19 protein-coding genes are annotated in these 20,639 nt (G+C 36.9%); 1 reads left to right on the top strand and 18 read right to left on the bottom strand.

Features of this window, described 5'->3' with window-relative positions; genetic code table 11:
- Window positions 1-7: 7 nt before the first annotated feature.
- The 8 genes from ACFP65_RS11470 to ACFP65_RS11505 form a co-directional block, all read right to left on the bottom strand.
- On the bottom strand, window positions 8-967 hold the full coding sequence (locus tag ACFP65_RS11470; protein WP_225744210.1) for an ABC transporter permease: 960 nt from the start codon (window positions 965-967) through the stop codon (window positions 8-10).
- A gap of 3 nt (window positions 968-970) precedes the next feature.
- Complete coding sequence (locus tag ACFP65_RS11475; RefSeq protein WP_379918719.1) at window positions 971-1,963, bottom strand: ATP-binding cassette domain-containing protein; 993 nt, start codon at window positions 1,961-1,963, stop codon at window positions 971-973.
- A gap of 2 nt (window positions 1,964-1,965) precedes the next feature.
- On the bottom strand, window positions 1,966-2,967 hold the full coding sequence (locus tag ACFP65_RS11480; protein ID WP_379918721.1) for an ABC transporter ATP-binding protein: 1,002 nt from the start codon (window positions 2,965-2,967) through the stop codon (window positions 1,966-1,968).
- Between the two features lie 244 nt (window positions 2,968-3,211).
- Complete coding sequence (acpP, locus tag ACFP65_RS11485) at window positions 3,212-3,451, bottom strand: acyl carrier protein (RefSeq protein ID WP_225744213.1); 240 nt, start codon at window positions 3,449-3,451, stop codon at window positions 3,212-3,214.
- Between the two features lie 225 nt (window positions 3,452-3,676).
- Window positions 3,677-4,675 carry a phosphate acyltransferase PlsX gene (plsX, locus tag ACFP65_RS11490; RefSeq protein ID WP_379918722.1) on the bottom strand — a complete coding sequence of 333 codons (999 nt, stop codon included), beginning with the start codon at window positions 4,673-4,675 and terminating at the stop codon, window positions 3,677-3,679.
- A gap of 31 nt (window positions 4,676-4,706) precedes the next feature.
- A complete protein-coding gene (gene recG, locus ACFP65_RS11495) occupies window positions 4,707-6,761 on the bottom strand; it encodes an ATP-dependent DNA helicase RecG (protein ID WP_379918724.1) in 2,055 nt (684 codons plus the stop codon).
- A gap of 120 nt (window positions 6,762-6,881) precedes the next feature.
- A complete protein-coding gene (locus ACFP65_RS11500) occupies window positions 6,882-8,540 on the bottom strand; it encodes a DAK2 domain-containing protein (protein ID WP_379918725.1) in 1,659 nt (552 codons plus the stop codon).
- Between the two features lie 52 nt (window positions 8,541-8,592).
- Entirely contained in the window at window positions 8,593-8,946 is a 354-nt protein-coding gene (locus ACFP65_RS11505; RefSeq protein ID WP_225744217.1) for an Asp23/Gls24 family envelope stress response protein, read from the bottom strand.
- Window positions 8,947-9,239: 293 nt separating this feature from the next.
- Here ACFP65_RS11505 and rpmB point away from each other — a divergent pair, with 293 nt between their 5' ends.
- Complete coding sequence (gene rpmB, locus ACFP65_RS11510) at window positions 9,240-9,428, top strand: 50S ribosomal protein L28 (RefSeq protein ID WP_327756476.1); 189 nt, start codon at window positions 9,240-9,242, stop codon at window positions 9,426-9,428.
- A gap of 128 nt (window positions 9,429-9,556) precedes the next feature.
- Here rpmB and ACFP65_RS11515 read toward each other — a convergent pair whose 3' ends face one another.
- The 10 genes from ACFP65_RS11515 to priA all read right to left on the bottom strand — a co-directional run bounded on the left by ACFP65_RS11515 (window position 9,557) and on the right by priA (window position 20,639).
- Window positions 9,557-9,937, bottom strand: coding sequence for a PilZ domain-containing protein (locus tag ACFP65_RS11515; protein ID WP_379918727.1), 381 nt, complete (start codon window positions 9,935-9,937; stop codon window positions 9,557-9,559).
- Window positions 9,938-10,253: 316 nt separating this feature from the next.
- Window positions 10,254-10,619 (bottom strand): hypothetical protein, encoded by a 366-nt coding sequence (locus ACFP65_RS11520; protein ID WP_379918729.1) that lies wholly within the window; start codon window positions 10,617-10,619, stop codon window positions 10,254-10,256.
- Between the two features lie 149 nt (window positions 10,620-10,768).
- A complete protein-coding gene (locus ACFP65_RS11525; protein WP_379918731.1) occupies window positions 10,769-11,422 on the bottom strand; it encodes a thiamine diphosphokinase in 654 nt (217 codons plus the stop codon).
- Window positions 11,423-12,073 carry a ribulose-phosphate 3-epimerase gene (gene rpe / locus ACFP65_RS11530; protein ID WP_379918733.1) on the bottom strand — a complete coding sequence of 217 codons (651 nt, stop codon included), beginning with the start codon at window positions 12,071-12,073 and terminating at the stop codon, window positions 11,423-11,425.
- A complete protein-coding gene (gene rsgA / locus ACFP65_RS11535) occupies window positions 12,073-12,987 on the bottom strand; it encodes a ribosome small subunit-dependent GTPase A (protein ID WP_379918735.1) in 915 nt (304 codons plus the stop codon). The genes rpe and rsgA overlap by 1 nt, the downstream gene beginning before the upstream one ends.
- Before the next feature lie 24 nt (window positions 12,988-13,011).
- Window positions 13,012-15,003, bottom strand: a complete 1,992-nt coding sequence (gene pknB / locus ACFP65_RS11540) for a Stk1 family PASTA domain-containing Ser/Thr kinase (RefSeq protein ID WP_379918737.1) — start codon at window positions 15,001-15,003, stop codon at window positions 13,012-13,014.
- Window positions 15,004-15,783, bottom strand: a complete 780-nt coding sequence (locus ACFP65_RS11545) for a Stp1/IreP family PP2C-type Ser/Thr phosphatase (protein WP_379918817.1) — start codon at window positions 15,781-15,783, stop codon at window positions 15,004-15,006.
- 120 nt (window positions 15,784-15,903) lie between these two features.
- Window positions 15,904-17,259 carry a 16S rRNA (cytosine(967)-C(5))-methyltransferase RsmB gene (gene rsmB / locus ACFP65_RS11550; RefSeq protein WP_379918739.1) on the bottom strand — a complete coding sequence of 452 codons (1,356 nt, stop codon included), beginning with the start codon at window positions 17,257-17,259 and terminating at the stop codon, window positions 15,904-15,906.
- Entirely contained in the window at window positions 17,249-18,196 is a 948-nt protein-coding gene (gene fmt / locus ACFP65_RS11555) for a methionyl-tRNA formyltransferase (protein ID WP_379918741.1), read from the bottom strand. The genes rsmB and fmt overlap by 11 nt, the downstream gene beginning before the upstream one ends.
- A 25-nt stretch (window positions 18,197-18,221) precedes the next feature.
- The gene (priA, locus tag ACFP65_RS11560; RefSeq protein ID WP_379918743.1) at window positions 18,222-20,639 is read right to left on the bottom strand and encodes a primosomal protein N'; all 2,418 of its coding nucleotides are present in this window, start codon (window positions 20,637-20,639) and stop codon (window positions 18,222-18,224) included.

Consider the following 20,639-nt stretch of genomic DNA (forward strand, 5'->3'; position numbering starts at 1 on the left):
TAGATATCTAATCAATACGTATTCGTGGGTCTACTGCCATCAAGATCAAATCTGAGATCAAGGTTCCAATTAACCCAAGAAACCCATAGAACAGGACAAGAACAAAGATTACACTGTAATCACGCGTATTGATCGAGTCTAAGAATAAATTCCCCATACCACTGTAACTGAAAATTCTTTCGATAAAGATCGAACCCGTCAACAAACCTACAATGGTATAACCAAATCCTGATGCGATAGGAAGTGACGCATTACGGAAAATATGTTTTGAATACACTTTGTTTATTGGTACGCCTTTAGAGCGCGCTGTCTTGACATAGTCTGATACTTTTGCATCAATAATTTCAGTACGTAAATACTGAATAATCCCAACCGTTCCTAAAACAGCAGTTGTAATAGAAGGTAAAATCAAGTGATACGTTCGACTCCAAGTTCTTTCCCAGAACGTCACTGCTGATACATCGATTGATCCTCGAGATGGGAACCATCCTAGGTTGAATCCAAAGATGTATACCATCAATAGTGCTAAAACGAATGTAGGCACTGCAAAACTTACAAAATTATAAATGATAACCGTTTTATCAAGAACTGAATCATTGAAACGTCCTGAAAGGATTCCTAAGGGCAGCCCAATCATGTATGTTAATACAGTTGAGAGTAGAGAAAGTCTAACCGTGTTTCCAAGTCTATCCCCAATTACATTTACTACGCTTGTCTTGTAATTGAAACTTCTTCCGAAGTCTCCTTGTAAAGCATTTCCAACCCAGCGTACATATTTAACAGGTAATGGATCATTTAGCCCAAATCGCTCACGCAAAACATCTAATTGAGCAGGATCGATATTTGGATCGATCATTCCGGTAAATGGATCTCCCGGCATAAATTCTGCAATGATGAAGATTAGTAAACTTAAGATGATCATTTGGGGAATCATCAATAAGAGTCTTCTAAAAATTGTTTTCCACATAGTTTATGCTTCCCCTCCTGTATTGATGGACTCATTTTGAAGAGAACTATTCGGTCCTTCAGGCTTAGTAGCTACAAAATGACTACCTTTGAACATTTGAAGATCGTAAACACGACCGTCTGGATCATAGTATTCCGTTTCTTGTGCATCATACTCTGCTTCAACTCTTTGACGCTCGATTTTCTTCGCTTCTCTAGTTGAAGGATCCATATCCGGTATCGCTGAAAGTAGTCGTTTAGTGTAAATATGTTGTGGGTCTCTATAAATGTCTTGTTTCGGACCTTGCTCTACGAAACGTCCTTTATGCATAATTGCAATATTATCAGCCATATGTTGAACCACACCTAAATCGTGAGAAATGAATAAGTAACTTAAATCATATTCCTTTTGGATTCTACGCATGAAGTTCAAAACTTGCGCTTGTACAGATAAATCCAATGCTGAAGTCGGTTCATCAGCGATGATTAACTTAGGATCACTGGCTACGGCTCTAGCAACCCCGATACGCTGACGTTGTCCGCCTGAGAACTCATGTGGATATTTGTACATTGCTTCTGCATTCATACCAACAATATCCAGCAATTCTGCAACTCTGCGTTTAATTTCATCAGGAGTATAATCAAAATAATTTCGCATTGGTTCACCCATTACATCAATGATACGTTTTTTAGGATTCATTGATGAAGTTGAATCTTGAAAAATCATCTGAACATCTTTATTGTAATTGGCATATTTCTTTTTGCGACTTCTTGCTCTATTTGTAACATTTTCACCTTCGTATAATATTTGCCCGGAAGTAGCTTTTTCCAGTCCAATGATTGTTTTACCAATCGTTGTCTTACCAGAACCCGATTCACCAACTAAACCGTAAGTTTTACCACTTTCGATTGTAAGGTCGACCCCATCGACAGCTCGCACGTGATCTTTAATCGTATTTAAGATGCCTCCACGAATAGGATAATGTACTTTTAAATCTTTAACTTCCAAAAATCCCATGTTTATTTTTCCTCCCCTTCAAAGTGGAAATGTTTCCAGCTATTTCCTCTTACTTTGTGGTTCGGAGCAATTTCCGTTAATTCTGGATCTTCATCAAATGCTTCATCTGGAATCCAAGGAATTCTAGGTCTGAAACGGTCACCTTTGCGCGGCAAATTTTGAAGTGATGGTACAGTTCCGTGAATAACGTGTAATTCTTCGCCTTCTTCAAGTTCATGAGGAATTGAATTAAGTAACGAACGTGTATATGGATGTTTAGGATCTTTGAATAATACATCCACAGGTGCTTCTTCTACGATTTGACCAGCATACATAACAGCCACTCTATCCGCTGTTTCAGCTACTACACCCAAATCATGCGTAATCAATATGATTCCTGATCCTGTTTCGGCTTGAATATCTCTCATCAAGTCCAATATTTGAGCTTGAATTGTAACATCTAATGCCGTTGTTGGTTCATCCGCAATAATAATGGGTGGTTTATTTGCCAAAGCAATGGCAATAACAATTCTTTGTCTCATACCACCAGATAGTTCATGAGGATAAGCTTTCATAATTTGTTCAGGTCTTGGAATTCCCACTTGATTCAGTAATTCCAGAACACGTGCTTTAATTTGTTTTTCGTCGAAGTCTGAATGATAAATCAATGCTTCAGCGATTTGATTATAAATGGTCATTAAAGGATTCAATGATCCTAAAGGATCTTGAAAAATCATACCGATATCGTTTCCTCGAATTCGATTGTATAACTTTTCATTCAAGTCAGTCAGGTTTAAATCTTTATATAAAATTTCTCCAGTAATTTTAGTATTGTTAGGATCATGTAGCCCCATGATCGCTGTAGCTAATGTAGACTTGCCACATCCAGATTCTCCAACGATTGCTAAAATCTCATTTTTCTTTAGCGTCAGTGAAACACCATCAACTGCGTTATGGTACTCTTCACCGAATCGAAATCCAGTTTTTAAATTATTTACTTCAAGTAAGTTACGTTCGACGGCCACTGTTTAACCTCCTATGCATTTCCCCTCATTGATAAAAAATGAGAAGAACATTAAATAGTTGCGTATTTTTTAATCAACTACTTAATATTATAAAATGAATTATACACTTTCTAATTTTTAATTTCAATAGCACATTTATCATTTTATAACAGAATATTAAAAAAACAAGTCGATTTCTAATTTTCCTGATAATATTCAGCATATTTATCATAAATTGTTCATAAAAAGGTAAAAAAAAAGCGAATCACTGATTCGCTTTAATATAATCTACTGCTTTACCGACGGTTGTAATGTTTTCAGCATCTTCGTCAGATATTTCATTTCCAAAAGTATCTTCTAATTCCATGACCAATTCTACAATATCAAGAGAATCAGCTCCTAAATCTTCTTTAAATGTAGTATCTCTAGTAATTTTTTCTTCGTCTACACCTAATCTTTCTACAATAATACCTTTTACTTTGTCGAAAACTTCTTGCTCTGCCATCTTCTAATTCCTCCAATTATTCTTATTGAGGCTAAAAGTATAACATTTCAAGTTATACTTTTAGTTTCTCATTTTTAATCTTATTTAACCTAACTCACAAGAGTTATTGTAGCTTATTTTAGTTATAATTTCCATGTTGAATGTAAAAGCCACTTTACGAGCATTTTAATTTATCAGATTTCAAACGTTATCACTCTAAGAATAAAGCGTTACCTTATCATTAATCTAATTGTTCTCATAATACGTTACTAAATCACTAACCATATTAGAAGCTAACATTTCTCTAATTTGTTTGATCGTTTGGTAAACTGGCTCAGCTGTTGCAGAACCATGAGTTTTAACTACTGGAGCTTTAACACCGATCAGTACCGCTCCCCCGTGTTTTGAGTAGTCCATTACATCTTTCATGTTAGACAAACTATCTTTTAAAAGCAAGCCACCAATTTTTGATTTAATACCACTATTCATAATAGAGCTTTTAATCAATTTGGCCATTGATAGTGCAGTTCCTTCGATAGTTTTTAATACAGCATTCCCTGTGAAGCCATCCGATACAACGACATCAGCTACTCCATTTAACAGTTCTCTTGCTTCTACATTTCCAACGAAATGGATTGCATCGTTTTCTTTTAATAACTTGTAAGCTTCTTTAGTCACTTCGTTGCCTTTATTTTCTTCCGTACCATTATTTAATAAGCCGACTCTAGGATTGTCTATTCCTCTTACAAACTTGGCATAATACGTACCCAGTGTAGCATACTGATTAATATTACTCGGTTTGCTATCTGCATTTGCTCCGACATCCAAAAGATTGAATGCATCAAGGTTGTCACTCATTACTGGTAAAGTTGCTAGCAGTCCTGGACGCTCAATGCCTTTTACACGTCCAATAATTAAGGTTCCTGATGCAAGAAGTGCTCCAGTGTTACCAGCAGAGAAGAGTGCATGATTCTCCTCGTTTTTAACAGAGTTTGCTGCCATGACCATAGAAGCATCTTTCTTACGTCTAATTGAACGAACGGGATCATCTTCACTGGTGATTTTTTCATCCGTGTGTACGATTTCGATGTTACTTAAATCTTCATTGATATATTTCTTGATTAATTCTTCTTTTCCATACAGCACTATCGTTATATCTTTGAACTCCTTGGCTGCTTTAATACTTCCCTCTACCAACGCTTGCGGTGCATTATCTCCACCCATAGCATCTACTGCGATTCTCATATTTCTATTCCTCCTATTCAGTACTTTTCTACTAATCTAAAAATGAGTATCTTGCTTGTTCATCTATCCCTACTTCATTTCTCAAAAACTGGTACTCTTCTGCTTCGAAGAATTCTGAGTTATTCAGTAAAAGAGCTGCCTCGTTTCTGGCACTTTCAAGTATCTGGAAATCTTCGACAATGTCAGCAACTTTGAATTCAGGTAAGCCGGATTGTTTTTTGCCGAATATCTCCCCAGCACCTCTCATTTCCAAATCTTTTTCACTTAAAACGAATCCGTCATTTGTTTGGGTCAGTATTTCCATACGCTGGGCACCTGTTTCCCCTTTTGGATCAGCAATTAATATACAGTAAGATTCTTTCTTGCCTCGTCCTACTCTTCCTCTTAATTGATGTAATTGAGCCAGTCCGAATCGATCAGCATCGTGAATAACCATCAGCGTTGCGTTAGGGACATTTACGCCTACTTCAATTACAGTGGTAGATACAAGTATCTGTAACTCGTTACGTTTGAATTGTTCCATTATGGAGTCTTTTTCAGCAGCAGACATTTTCCCATGTAATAACCCTGCCTTATACTTAGGTCCGAATTTTTCTGCATAAGTTCTATATAGATCAGTCGCATTTTGGAGGTCCATCATTTCAGATTCTTCAATAAGTGGACTGATAACGTAGACCTGAGATCCATTGCTCAGTTCTTTTTCCATAAACGGGAGCATTTGAGTAAACTGCTTCGGTCTGATCCAATGAGTTGCAACGGGTTCTCTCCCCGGTGGCAGTTCATCGATCACAGAAATATCCATTTCTCCGAAAGCACTGATTGCTAAGGTCCTGGGTATCGGTGTCGCTGTCATGAACAAAACATCTGGATGATCGCCTTTTTCTCGTAAAACTTTTCGTTGATTTACACCAAATCGATGTTGCTCATCTGTGATGACTAATCCTAGCTTATTGAAATGAACCCCTTCTTGTATCAATGCATGTGTACCAAGCAGCGCATCGATTTCCCCATTCGCTAGTTGTTCTAGCAATTCTCGACGTTTGGCTACCTTGGTGGAGCCCGTCAATAAATCAATACGAATATCCATCTCTTTGAACATCTCAGAAAGACTTTCCATATGTTGCGTTGCGAGAATTTCTGTGGGGGCCATTAACGCAGATTGGAGACCTGCAGTCCAAGCCGCATAAATAGCTGCTGCAGCTACAACAGTTTTACCACTTCCAACGTCCCCCTGAAGTAATCGGTACATCTGAATCGGAAGTTTAAGATCTTTACAGATTTCATTTACTACTCTCTTTTGAGCTGCAGTCAACTCAAAGGGTAATGACCGAAAGAATGCTCTGAGCTTTTCAACATCATAGTCTATCACATTTCCACGGTCAGTCATTTTATGTTGTTTCCTTAACCACTGCATCTGTAATTGATAGATAAAAAACTCTTGAAATATGATAGCCGTTCTAGCCCGCTCATTGTCCCCATCTTCTTCAGGAAAGTGCATCATTCTGATAGCGTCTCTTTGAGAAACAGTTTGATATTTTTTCCTGATTGATTCAGGGACAATTTCCGGAATAAATTCTTGGTAGTCTTGCCAAGCATGTCGAATCAGTTTGATCAAAGTAGCTTGTTTAATATGCTTTGAAGTGTGGTAAACAGGTTCTCTGTTGTCTTTTTCATCGCTTAAACTACTACTCAAAACTTTAATACCACTTAATTGCATTCGAATCGCATCCCATTTACCAAAAATAGCTGTTTCTTCGCCTGCTGCCAGTTGTTGTTTTAAATAAGGCTGATTGAAAAACGTAACCGGAACGATCACATGTTCAACATTTAACCGAAAAGATAGACGATTTTTTCCTCTGCCAAAGTGACTTAGAACTGGGTCTGATACGAGCGGTCCTTTTAGTACAACTTTTTCTTTGTCTTCTATTTCGTCAATAGCTTTTACAGTAAGGTCTTCATATCTGAAGGGATAATATGTCAATAGATTATAAATCGTTTCAATTCCTAATTCTCTTAATGCATCTACTCTTTTAGGACCGACTCCAGATAAGACCGTCACGGGATCAGAAATACTTTTACTTGTCATAACATCCCTCCTTTTTTCACTACCTAAAACCAGAAAGGAATAGACAAAATAACAAAGATATATCTTCGTTATTTCATCTATTCCCCCTTTAGATTTATATGACTATTAAAATAATGGCTTTTATTCTACTGAAATTAGGTATGGATAAACAGGTTGTCCACCTTCATGGATCTCAACTTCTATCTCTTCATACTTTTCTTCAACAAATTTTCCAATTTCTTCAGCAACTTCTCGTGAGCCGTCTTCTCCATAAAGAAGTGTCAGAATTTCACTTTCGTCGTTAACCATTTGATCGATCGTTTCTAGAGTGACTTGTTTGATGTCCGTAGCTGAAACTTTTATTGTTCCATCAATAATACCCATGAAATCATCTTTTTTGATTGTTACGCCATTGATTTCTGTATCTCGAACAGCAAAGGTTACTTGACCTGAGACAACGGCTTTTAATTCTGCTGTCATATCTTCTTTATTGGTTGCAAGATCATGAGTCGCATTGAAGCCTAACATTGAAGTCAAACCTTGTTGAATTGTTCTTGTCTCCACAACAACTGTATCCACTTTAGAAACTTCTGCCGCTTGTTCTGCAGCCATGAAGATATTCTTGTTGTTTGGAAGGATAATATATTGTTTAGCTGGTACTTCTTCCATTGCTTTTACAATGTCTTCTGTACTTGGGTTCATTGTCTGTCCACCTAAAAGTACGTAATCGACTCCTAGACTTTCAAACATTTTCTTGATACCCTCACCAGCAGCTACTGCAACTACGGCGATCTCTTTTTCTTCAACTTTCTTTTTAGGTGTAGCTGCATCAGAAGATAATGCAGAATGCTGCTCTCTCATGTTATCTACTTTGATTTTCATTAAAGAGCCGAATTTTTGTCCATAATTCATAACTTCTCCAGGATGCTCTGTATGAACATGAACTTTAATGACTTCATCATCGGCTACTACAAGTAAAGAATCTCCCATTTTATCAAGATGATTGCGGAAACGATCGTAATCAAATTCACTATCAACCGTTTCACCTTCACCGATACGAACCATGATCTCAGTACAATATCCAAAAGTAATATCTTCTGTATGCACATGTTCATGAACGTCACTTCTATGGTGTTCAGCACGAACAAGCTCTTCCAGTTCTGGAGTTTCTTCAACCGGGGCTTCTCCAGTTAATGAAGACAAAAAACCTTCATATACGTATACTAGACCTTGTCCACCACTATCTACAACACCAACTTCTTTAAGTACTGGTAACAGATCTGGGGTTTTTTTAAGTGATTTTTTTGCTGAAGATAAAACTTTTTCCATTACTTCAATGATATTATCTGTTTCTTTTGCTTTTTTCACACCTGATTTAGCGGACTCTCTTGCTACAGTCAATATGGTTCCCTCTACAGGTTTCATGACAGCATTATAAGCAGACTCCACGCCATTTTGGAATGCAGCTGCAAATTGTTTTGAATCGATTGTTTTATGTTCTTGAACTTCTTTTGCAAATCCTCTGAAAAGCTGTGATAAAATCACTCCAGAGTTTCCTCTAGCACCCATCAACAATCCTTTTGCCAAGGCTTGAGCGGTTTCTCCTAGATGATCACTATCTGTTTCTTTTACGGCTTTTGCTCCACTTGTAAAAGATAAATTCATATTTGTACCAGTATCTCCATCTGGAACCGGAAATACGTTCAAAGAGTTCACGTATTCAGTGTTGTCGTCTAGCCTCGTTCTACCGGCTGCAACCATATTTTTGAATTCTTCAGATGTTAAATTTAATACTTCCACTTTATTGGTTTCCTCCCTTGTCACAAGGATATGTGACTATGGTATTCTCTATTTATACGCGTACGCCTTGTACGAACACGTTTACTGATTTAGCTTTGATACCAAGATTTGCTTCTAATTGATAAATCACATGTTCTTGAACGTTTTTTGATACTTCAGAAATTTTAGTACCGTAACTAACGATAATATAAACATCGATTACAATTTCTTCATCTTCTTGTCTTACAACAATCCCGCGCGAATAGTTTTCACGATTCAAAATCTCAATGAGTCCATCACGAACTTGTTTTCGGCTAGCCATGCCTACAATACCAAAATTTTCTGTTGCAGCTCCACCTACCACAGTTGCGATTACCTCATTTGAAATTTCAACATTGCCGAATTGAGTTTTCAGATTAACTGTCATTAATGATTTTCCCCTCTCTATTCAAAATTCTCATGATCACAATTAAAGATGCTATTTATTTTCATGAATTACAAATTGAATACTCAAACATATTTTAGCATATCGTGTTTTATAATGGAAGACAATACCTATTTTATAAGTTTTAGCTCTCTTATCGACATTTCACTGTCAAGGTACATTACTTGAAAGGATGACAATATTTTCTTGCTTGTTTGTTATGTCTATGGTATCTTATATAAGTATGATTTAGCTTCTTATCGTAGAAGCTATTGCGTAAAGGAGGAGAGTTAATTATGACTAAAGAATGTTTCGTAACTGGACGTAAAGCTAGAAGTGGAAATAACCGCTCACACGCTAACAATAAATCTAAACGTCGCTTCGCTGCAAACTTGCAAAAAGTACGTATTATGGTTGATGGACAACCTAAAAAAGTATGGGTTTCTGCACGTGCCCTTAAATCAGGTAAAGTAGAACGCGTATAAATCTTAATGAGTCTTAGAGCCAACAAACGTTGATCATTCAATGTTTGTTGGTTTTTTGTTTATCCTTTTTTCGTTGAACTGTAAGCTCAAAAAAAAGAAACCAGCACTGAGCTCGCTTCTCATTATGATTATGCCTCTTCATTTTCGAAGATATTGTCTCGATAATGCTTACTTTGGTATTTGTTAATTCTTCTGATTAATTCTGATTCTTCTTTAGTCGACACAGAAACTAACTTAACACCGTAACGAATATATCGATCCTCGTCTTCTGAGTACTTTCTCACAATACATCCCACCAGCTCAAACTTTTCACCTTCTAAATCGAACTGAAAATTATATTTAAGGAATTCGGATATCAAAAACTTTTCTCTACTTACAAAAGAAAGCCCGTTTCCACTTATGTCGACCATCGTAATTTCGTATGTAGTATCTTTTTTCCCTGGCAGAGTCATGATGGCATCTTTAAACCCTTTTATCCTAACCCTGAAAAACTTTCTTCTATTGATCATTTGTTCTTTCCTCTTCTCATTCAATTTAGATAGATTTTTAAGATGTTCTTTCTTGCTATGTATTTTATTTAATGGTTCGTGATTTCACTCAGTTAATTTTGCCTTTCTATTTTAACATAAAAATGGTCAATCAGTAGAGATACAAGTTAAATTTTATTTTTTTGGGTTTTAAAATGACTTTTCTACCTAAAATTTTTTCATACTTTGTTTGAATACTATTTAAGCATACACAACAGGTCTCTTCCAGTCTAGAAGAGACCTGTTGTTTTATTCAACTAACGCTTATCAAAAATAATTTACTTTAGAAATCTATTTCCTAACGACTCAACATTTCTAATTTTCGAATCAATATTGTTTGATGTTCTTTGATACCAATCAGTGTAGGTCTAATCACTAGTTTATATGTTTGATCCCCAGTTTTAAATACGACTTTCTTCATATATAATCCACTAAGATTAAAGCTTTCAATTGAATCAATAGGAATGACTGTTGTAACTTTTTCTTCTAGTTTGAAGTTCAGTTGAATTAACGTAAGATTTATTTCATCCAGTACAACAATGTAAAACTTGGGCACCGGAATGGATAATAGTTTTGATTGTTCTGCGTAACCTGAAACAGCTGTATCGTTCCCATATTTTTCTTTCATTTCATCCAGAAAGTCTTTTGTAACAACTAGCGGCATAGAGCTCACCCCTTTTATCTTTACTTTACCGTATTCCTTTAAATTTACCTATTAAAACACTCATGGATACAGAAAAATCAGATCTGATTAGAATGAATAAAAGTTTCCTATAGCAACTTTTATTTTATTCCCCTCAAATCTGATTGATCTTAAAGCGTATTGTCTCTACTTTGCACAAAGGCGACGAGTCCTTTTTCAAATGAGAAAAATGCCTGGGGTTCTATAAATTCATTACTAATCAACGCAATCGGATAATCGTAATGAGTGTCTGATACAGTATATTTAAATCCATTACCAATCGTCAGTCTTTCTATAGGGGTCAGTCCGATGATCGAACAGTATAGTTTATCAGACTCTTTTTGAACCCTAAACTCTCCTGAAGTATAAAAATGGATTGAATTAGTCTGATCTAAAAAAACCAATTTTGAAACAAGCTGTTTAAACCTTGGCTGTAGTGGAATCATTAACGTACTCATTAGATGGTCTATACGCCCTCCTGCCCAGCCATATAGATATATTTTCTCTACATCGAACAACTTTTCTGCATAAATGAGGCTAAGTTCAGCATCTGTGTCATCTTTTTCTGGTTCGAATGGGATCACTTTTTTTGCCTTATGCTCAATCAGTCTTTTTTCTTGTTCCGTTATAGAATCAAAATCGCCCAACACTAGATCTGGCGTATACCCCTTTTCCACTAGAAAAAGTCCGCCCCTATCTACACCTACATATATATCCTCAAGATTCTTTTCTGGGAGTACATTTTGCTTATCAGGACTTCCTAATACGATGTGCACTACACTCATTTAATTCACCGCATGCTTTAAATTGGTTATTTGTCCTTCTGGATCTTCAGCTCCGTATACATAAGATCCCGCTACAAATACATCTGTTCCAGCTTCTCTGCAAAGTTTTGCCGTTTCGGGTACGATTCCACCATCAACTTCAATAAGGAAATTGAATTGCTGATCTTTTCTAATCGCGTCCAATTCACTAATTTTTTGTGTCGTTTCAGGTAAGAAACTTTGTCCACCAAATCCTGGATTGACCGTCATAACTAGTACCATGTCGACCATATGAAGTAGAGGCTTAATGGCATCAACTGAAGTTCCAGGATTAATGACGATTCCTGCTTTCACGCCGTGCGTTTTAATGAGTTGTAATGCCCGATGGATATGGGGGGTACTTTCAAAGTGAACAGAAATATAATCTGCGCCTGCTTTTGCAAAATCTTCAATATAATTTTCAGGATTCTCAATCATTAAATGGCAATCAAGAGGTAGAGAAGTATGCGGTCTGATAGCCTCTACAACATTATAGCCAAAAGTGATATTGGGAACAAAATGACCGTCCATAACGTCCACATGGATCCAATCCGCTCCGCCTTGTTCAACTAAAGCAATTTGTTCTTTTAGTCTAGAAAAATCTGCACTTAAAATCGAAGGTGCTATCTTCATTAAAACGCTCCTTTTTTCTTATAACGTGGTTTTCTGTTCTTTATTTCTTCCAAGAAAAGCAAGTAATGATCATATCTATATTGTGAGATTGTATGCTGATCAACAGCATCTTTTACGGCACACTTAGGTTCATCTAAGTGAATACAACCACTGAATTTACATTCTGATCTTAATTCCCACATCTCAGGGAAATATTCTGTCAATTCTTCCGCTTCAATATCATCGAAATTCAATGAACTGAATCCTGGAGTATCTGCTATCAGACTATTCATCAATGGAATCAATTCAACATGTCTAGTCGTGTGCTTACCCCTACCCAAAGATTTAGACGTTTCTCCAGTTTTCAACTCGAGCGAGCCGTCTATCGTGTTCAATAACGTTGACTTACCCGCTCCAGATTGTCCAATAAAGACAATCAACTTGCCTCCAAATTGATCCCTGAAAATTTTTTCAACTTGTTCTTTTTTATTCGTTTCAGACTCTTTTGCGAGAATAAACTGATAGCCAATCTTAGTATAGTCTTTTTGGTATTGAAGCATTTCTAGTCTTTGCTCTTCAGTCAATAGATCCAATTTTGTTATAAAAATAACTGGCTCTATATGTTTGGATTCAAGCATGACTAAAAATCGGTCTAGAAGTTGCGTCGAAAATCCAGGATCAATTGCTGACATGATGATAATGCCTACATCCACATTGGCTACTTGAGGTCTTGTTAATTCATTTTTTCGATCAAGAAGATTTTGAATAACGCCTTCTGTTAAGTTGCTACTTTCGAATTCCACATAATCTCCAACCAAAGGCGTTAGATTCTGATTTCTAAAAACACCTCTAGCCCTAGTTTGATAGATTGTTTTGGACTCATCCGTTACATAATAAAATCCACTAAGTGCCTTTGTTATTTGTCCTTTTCGCAAATAGTTCCTTCCCTTCTAATAAGCTTATTCCGTTAAGCCAGATTCTTCCATTATAACTTCGCCGTCACGTTCTACTCTATAACTAGCAGATTGTCCTTCTTCAACAACAAAACTTAAGATTTCAGGAGTATCCTCAGTAATCTCATATTCTTTAAAAACTGTATCCATTGAGTTTTCTGCATCTTCTATATAGATTCTAATCAGATTTGGCACAGGTTCTGGCGCTGGCTCTTCTTCCTCTCCAGATTCTGGATCTTGATCCTGATCGGGCTCTTCTTCTACTGGTTCGTAAGGAATAATGATCCCCTCATCAAATGTCGATTGTGAGACTTCTTCTGGTCCTGTAGAAAACACAACTGAAATACGTCTTCCTGAATAAATGGTTGTTCCAGCTTCCGGTGACTGACTACTGACTTGTCCAGCAGGAATTTCATCACTCGGTTCATCTGTACTCGATACGGATAAACCCAGTTCATCTGCATAGTCTAAAACACCCGCTTCTGAATATCCAGTTAAATCTCTTAAAGTATAACCGGCCTGTCCTGTACTAACAGTTAGCGTGATGGTAGTTTCTCCTGGAATGACTTCTTCTCCAGCTTCGATATCTTGAGAAATGATATTTCCTTCTGCTATTGTATCACTACTTTGTTGAACACTTTCAACAGTAAATCCTAATGTAGTCAGTTCTGCCCGAATGTCTTCGTAGACTTCACCTTCATAGTCTTCAACTTCATAAGGTTCTTGTCCAATACTAACATACAGAATAACTTCAGCTTCTTCTCTCAGTGTAGAGCCAGCTGCCGGATTAGAACGAATCACATCGCCTGATTCTACCTCTTCACTAGTCTGCTCTATCGGTTCGCCAAATGTTAAGTTTAACTCCGTTAATCGTTCTTCAGCCTCTTCTTGTGTCATTCCAGCAAGTTCTGGAACTGTGACTTCTCCAGGTCTTGTAAAAAATCCAATGGCCCCTATAACGAAGGTTAAGAATAAAAGGATCAGTACCAACCAGATCCATTTTCTTTTTTTACGTTTTTTAGGGGGTGTCTTTTCTTCAGCCTGTTGATCATTAGCGTTCTGGTTAACTTCACTTTCTGACTGATTCTGTTCTGGTTGATCAGGTACTACAATTGGTGTAATGACCATGGTATCTTCTTTATCAGAGTCTCTTGGTACAAACTTGCTTTCACTAGCTCTCTCAGGAGAAAGTGCCGTCATCAGATCTTCTTTCATCTCGTCAATGGTCTGATAGCGTTGGCTCGCTTCTTTTGCCGTTGCTTTTAAAACAACATTTTCCAATGGTTGTGGAATACGGTTATCAATATCTCTGATTGACGGTAGCTCATTTTGGAAATGTTTCAATGCAATTGAAACAGCAGACTCTCCATCAAATGGAACATCTCCTGTCAGTAATTCAAACAATAAAATCCCTAATGAATAAATGTCCGACTGCTTGGTGGCCATACTTCCACGTGCTTGTTCAGGAGACAGGTAATGAACAGAACCTAGTAAAGAATTGGTTTGCGTAATAGAGTTTTGAGAAAGCGCCACAGCTATACCGAAATCGGTTATTTTTACTGAATCATGATGATCAATTAAAATATTTTGTGGCTTGATATCTCTATGAATAATATGGTGCTGATGAGCGTACCGAACAGCATCCAGTATTTGACTCATTATACCAATTGATTTCTTGTAAGGAATTGGATGATGATCATGAATATATTGCTTCAAATCTGTGCCTTCTACGTATTCCATTACAATATAAGGATTTTCATCTTCTCCAACATCATAAATATTCACAATATTTGGATGGACGAGCTCTGTCGTTGCAAGTGCTTCTCTTTTAAATCTTCTAATACTGTTTTCGTCATTATGAAAATTATAAGCCATTAACTTAACAGCAACGTCTCTTTCCAGGATAAGGTCCTTAGCAAGGTAGACTTTAGCCATACCACCTGCACCAATACTTTTGATGACTTTGTACCTTCCATTAATTCTTTCTCCAGTCTCCATCTAATTCCCCTCCTTTTTTTCTACTGTATGCTCAAGACCTAGGCTTTGTGGAGCAAGATCTAGCAGACATACCGTAATATTATCCGTTGCGCCATTCTTTAAAGCTTTTTCAATTAATTCATCTGCTTTAGATGCATCACTTTTGTTTTTAGAAACAGTTGAAAGGATATCTTTTTCACTTACAGCATTCGTCAATCCATCAGAACAAAGTAGCAGTAACTGCTTTCCAGAATTAGAAAAACTGAAAAAGTCAATTTTCACTTCAGAGCGAACACCCAGAGAACGTGTAAGTGTATTTCGCTTCTCGTGCGTTAATGCTTCTTCCTCTGTTATTTGCCCCGTCATTTTCAATTCATTGGCAAAAGAGTGGTCTTCTGTGATGCGCGTAATAGAAGTTTCTTCTACAATATACGCTCTACTATCCCCAATATTTGCGATTACCGTCATTTCTTCAAATACAGCAGCTGCAACTAGTGTTGTCCCCATACCTTGCAAGTCTTTAAATATATTGGCAGCATCATAAATCCTCTTATTTTCTTCATTAATATGATTTTGAAACCAGTCTTCTACAGCTTTAATATCTTTATTTTTAAAATCAGACTGTTCCCAGCTATTTCCTAGCTGTAAAACAGCCATTTCACTCGCAATATCACCGGCATTATGCCCGCCCATTCCGTCACATAGAACAGCTAATGCTTGATTATCTGCATTAACAAACGTAGAAACATAGTCTTGATTTGAATCTCGCTTACCAATATTAGATCTAGTTGTAATGTTCAGTTTCGTTCACCTCTGATTTATAAATAACGTGCTTTATTCTGGCCTCTATGTACCTACCCAAATCATTGGATAGGTGCTTTTAACTAGTAGTATGTCTTATTTTTTGTAGATGTACAAGTATCAATTATCTTTAACTAATGAACAGATAAAGAAACCATCCGTTTGATATTCATGAGGATACAGCCTTAACATATCGTCACTATCCAATTTTAATTGGTTATTTTCTAACGTTACTGGTTCTACTTTGAAATCAGGATGCTTTTCTAGGAAAGCTTGAATAACTTCTTCGTTTTCTTCTGGTGTAATAGTACACGTACTATAAACTAGTCGACCTTTTGCTTTTAACAAAGGGGCCATGTGTGTCAAAATATCGATTTGTATTTTTTTCAAAGATCTCAGATCCTCCAATGTTTTGGAATATCTGATTTCAGGTTTTCTCCTCATTAAACCTAAGCCCGAACAAGGCGCATCAACCAGGATTTTATCAAACGATTCTGATTGAACTTCCTCACCGATTTTACGTGCATCTATGTTCTTGGCTTTAACGACGGCTTCTACGTTCTGTCTCTTCGCATTGTCTTCAATGAGTTTGATTTTATGTTTGTGAAGATCAAGTGCCAGCACTTCTCCACCAACTTGTGCATCTAAAAAAGAAGCGATATGGGTCGTTTTTCCACCGGGTGCTGCACAGGCATCCAGGACTTTATCTCCTGGTTCTAATTGAAGCGATGGCGCTACTAGCATCGAACTTTCGTCTTGAATTGTCAGTTTACCTGACTTGAACAGTTCAGATTTTGCAGGTAAACCACTTTCACTGATCAGGCCCTCAGGAGATACGATGCTTCTCTTAACGGTATACCCTTCTGCGGTTAATTGCTCAATAGCGTCTTCTATTGTAATCTGTTTCCTATTTACTCTTAAACTGACTTTTGATTTTTCAGAAAGAGATTGTGCGTATTTCTCAGTTTCTTCAATCCCGATTTTGTTTATTGTCGTTTCAATCATCCAATCGGGTAAGCTGTATTGAATCCCTAGTCTTTTAATTGGATCTTCAATTTTGAGGAAATCCGGTTTTTCACTTCTCAAGACATTTCTAAGCACACCATTCACTAATCCAGCAATTCCTTTATGCCCTCTGGATTTAGCAATGTTCACGGCTTCATTCAGGACAGCATGATCTGGAATGCGTTCAAGGTAATGTAATTGATACACTGAAAGTCTCAAAAGTTCTAGTACCCAGTTTTCTAACTTTTTTTTCTGATCAAGAAAAGGCTCTAATGTATAATCAAGCGTTCGTTTTCTCTGAATCACACCATAAACTAGTTCCGTTAATAAATTACTGTCTTCTCTTGATAGCGCATATTTTTCAATTGTCTGATTCAAGACAATATTACTAAATGCTCCTTTAGTATTCACTTTTTCAAGTATAGTCATAGCCAGATAGCGGCTACTATTTCTAATAGTATTATTCGCCAAAGTTACATCCTTCTTTCAGTTGACTACCTGCGCCAACAAGGTAATCTCTTGTTTTCATTTTCTGTTTCCCGAAGGGTTGAATTTCGAGCAGCTCAATCAATGTTTTTTTACCACAGGCAACCACAATAGCCTCTTTGCGAATTTCTTCAATTATTCCTGCTTCTTTTGTAGCTGTACCTTCAATTGGGTTAACTGACCATATCTTCATTCTTTTTCCCTGTAGATAAGTATGAGAACCTGGGAATGGTCTTAACCCTCTCACTTTACAATCGATTTCTTCAGATGTTTGATTGAAGTCGATTTTTTCCTGCTCTGAGTGAATCATAGGTGCATAAGTCACTTCATTTGGATCTTGCTCAATGGAAGGATTCGTTTTATTGAAAATAGCTGGTAATACCTCTATCAATGTATCCCTTCCCAAAAGACTCAATTTTTCAAACATTGACCCTACATCGTCTTGTTTCGTAATAGGAATTGTCTGTTGAGCAATAATATTTCCAGCATCCATTTCTTTTTCCATGTACATAATCGTAACACCCGTCTCATCATCTCCATTGATTATCGCTGAATGGATGGGTGCAGCACCACGATATTTTGGAAGAAGAGATGCGTGAACATTAATGGATTTGAATTCTGGAGTATAAAGTAATTTAGTTGGAACGTATTGTCCATAAGCAGCTGTTATCAATAAATCTGGTTGCAAATCAAGAATTTGCTGCATTTCTTCAGATCCGGATAATTTTTCTGGTTGATAGACTGGTAGATTCAGTTCTATCGCCAAAGCTTTGACGGGTGGTGGTGTCAGAACTTTTTTCCGTCCTACTTTTCTATCTGGTTGTGTAACAACAGCAACAATTTCAACTTGATCTGATTCCGATAGTGCTTTTAATATAGGGACTGAGAACTGAGGGGTTCCCATAAAGACAATTTTATACACAGTGTTCCTCCTAATAATTGATTCTTTAAATGAAGTTCATGGGTTGCGCATCAATTGAAACGAAAAGACCCTTAGCCTGATCTTTTTGACTATTCATCAACAATTCATGCAATCTTTCAGACAACGCTGACTCTTTTTTATATTTTATAAGGGCTTGAAAATGATAACGATTGTGTGTTCTAGCAATTGATTTAGGAGTTGGTCCCAAAACGATCGCTTTATCACTCAGGACCGGCTTAATAAAGTGCATAAATTCTCCGATTTTTTTTGCGGCAGTCATTTCATTTTCATGGCTGACAGATATACTGACTAGAAAATAATAAGGACTATAATCACTGATATGCCTTAACTGCATTTCTCTTTTATAAAATGCATTATAGTCATGTCTCTTTGCGTATTGAATGGCATAATGGTCTGGATTAAATGACTGTACATAGACTTTCCCTATTTTTTCAGCTCTACCAGCTCGTCCACTGACTTGTGTAAGTAGTTGAAAAGTTTTTTCCGCTGATCTGAAATCTGGTAATCCTAATGATGTATCTGCGTTGATTACCCCTACTAATGTAACATCTGGAAAATCCAGACCTTTTGCGATCATTTGAGTACCTAGCAAAATATCGGCTTTTTTATCGCCAAAATCACTCAGCAACCGCTCATGAGCGCCTTTTCTTCTAGTCGTATCTACATCCATTCTAAGAATTTTAGCTTCTGGAAAGAGTTCTTGTAATTCCTCTTGAACTTTTTGCGTTCCCGTTCCAAAATAACGGATACTCTTACTACGACAACTTGGACAGATAGATGGAATACCTTCTTCATGTCCGCAGTAATGACATTTCATGGTTTTTGTGTCCATATGCAGTGTTTGAGAAATATCACAGTTCGGGCACTCCAACACAAATCCACAGTCTCGGCACATCACGAATGAAGAGTATCCCCTCCTATTCAACATCAAAACAGCCTGCTCATTTTTCTCTATTCGATCTTTTATCGCTGACTGTAATTCCATCGAGAAGTTGCTTCGATTCCCTATCTTGGCTTCTTCTCGCATATCAATGATTTTTACTTCTGGTAAAGCTTTTTTATTTGCCCGTTCATTTAATTCAAGTAATGTATAAACGCCTTTACTTGCCCTTGCGCTAGATTCTAAGGATGGCGTCGCACTTCCTAAAATGACTGGACAGTTGTGGAAATTACCTCGCCATATTGCAATATCTCTCGCATGATATCTTGGGTTTTCTTCCTGCTTGTAGCTCGTTTCATGTTCTTCATCAATGATGATCAAGCCAATTTTTTTCAATGGTGCAAATACACTGGATCTAGCGCCTACAACAACTGACGCTTCTCCATTATTGATTTTGCGCCATTCATCGTACTTTTCACCTTCCGAAAGTCCACTGTGCAGTACAGCTACCTTTTCCCCAAATCGACTTTTGAATCTGTATACCATTTGAGGTGTTAATGCAATTTCTGGAACGAGCATTAATGCTCCTTGATCTTGATCAATAACTTTTGAAATCGTCTGAAGATAAACTTCTGTTTTTCCGCTACCCGTTATACCTTTCAACAAAAATACTTGGTGTTCTTTGCTGTCCAGTTTTTTAGATATCTGATTATAGGCTACTTGCTGTTCATCGTTAAGCTTCAAATGATGGCTTTTATCTATATTAATATTTTTAAAAGGATCTCGATAAACCTCAACATCTTTGATCTCTAGCCAGCCTTTTTTCTGAGCTTCATTGATAGCAGAAAGTGAAATCCCGTATTCTTCCTTGATCCACTTCGTATCAACCCATTCATTTTCTTCCATTGATTGTAAAACATGAATCAAAGCAATTTGCTTTTTAGCATTTTGTCTAAGTGTTTCACGCATTTCTTCCAATTGTTCAAAACTTAATACAGGTTTGATTTTCTTAACCGTTTTCTTCGTACGCTTATCCTTAACATTGTAATTGACCTCTACTTTATCTGCAGCTTTAAGTTCCAGCATCTGCTTGACTAAATTTCGATCAATTACTTCTTCCCAAGACAAGGTATCTTTACCTTTGAATAATTCAAAAAACAACTCTTCATCGATATCATCGACAACAGTGACTGTTTTTTCGTATTTTGCTCTTAGTACTGCGGGAAGCATGGTTTGATAGCAACTAATTTGAAAACTATACGTACTTCTAGCCATATATTCGCCAAGTTGAATCAATTCCGGTTTTAAAACTGGCGCAAGATCCATCAACTCATCGAGTTCTTTGAGCTCTCCTTCATAATCGCTCGAATCAAATATATTTGTAACGAACCCTTGTACTAATCGAGACCCATTACCAAATGGAACCACTACTCTCATCCCTGGTTCTAGACGCTGTTCGAACGCTTGAGGAATATCATAGTGAAAAGGTCTATTTGTCTGCAGTACTGGGACATCAACAATTACTTCGGCTACGTAAGGCAT

The sequence above is a fragment of the Marinilactibacillus sp. GCM10026970 genome, assembly GCF_042660675.1.
In the GTDB taxonomy this organism is placed as follows: domain Bacteria; phylum Bacillota; class Bacilli; order Lactobacillales; family Carnobacteriaceae_A; genus Marinilactibacillus.

Coding starts and splice junctions, on each gene's coding strand:
- priA (WP_379918743.1), bottom strand. CDS start 20,639: ATGCCTTACGTAGCCGAAGTAATTGTTGATGTCCCAGTACTGCAGACA.
- ACFP65_RS11505 (WP_225744217.1), bottom strand. CDS start 8,946: ATGACAGTTAATCTGAAAACTCAATTCGGCAATGTTGAAATTTCAAAT.
- acpP (WP_225744213.1), bottom strand. CDS start 3,451: ATGGCAGAGCAAGAAGTTTTCGACAAAGTAAAAGGTATTATTGTAGAA.
- ACFP65_RS11475 (WP_379918719.1), bottom strand. CDS start 1,963: ATGGGATTTTTGGAAGTTAAAGATTTAAAAGTACATTATCCTATTCGT.
- rpmB (WP_327756476.1), top strand. CDS start 9,240: ATGACTAAAGAATGTTTCGTAACTGGACGTAAAGCTAGAAGTGGAAAT.
- ACFP65_RS11470 (WP_225744210.1), bottom strand. CDS start 967: ATGTGGAAAACAATTTTTAGAAGACTCTTATTGATGATTCCCCAAATG.
- rpe (WP_379918733.1), bottom strand. CDS start 12,073: ATGAAGATAGCACCTTCGATTTTAAGTGCAGATTTTTCTAGACTAAAA.
- recG (WP_379918724.1), bottom strand. CDS start 6,761: ATGACAAGTAAAAGTATTTCTGATCCCGTGACGGTCTTATCTGGAGTC.
- ACFP65_RS11520 (WP_379918729.1), bottom strand. CDS start 10,619: ATGCCGCTAGTTGTTACAAAAGACTTTCTGGATGAAATGAAAGAAAAA.
- ACFP65_RS11515 (WP_379918727.1), bottom strand. CDS start 9,937: ATGATCAATAGAAGAAAGTTTTTCAGGGTTAGGATAAAAGGGTTTAAA.
- ACFP65_RS11525 (WP_379918731.1), bottom strand. CDS start 11,422: ATGAGTGTAGTGCACATCGTATTAGGAAGTCCTGATAAGCAAAATGTA.
- pknB (WP_379918737.1), bottom strand. CDS start 15,003: ATGGAGACTGGAGAAAGAATTAATGGAAGGTACAAAGTCATCAAAAGT.
- plsX (WP_379918722.1), bottom strand. CDS start 4,675: ATGAGAATCGCAGTAGATGCTATGGGTGGAGATAATGCACCGCAAGCG.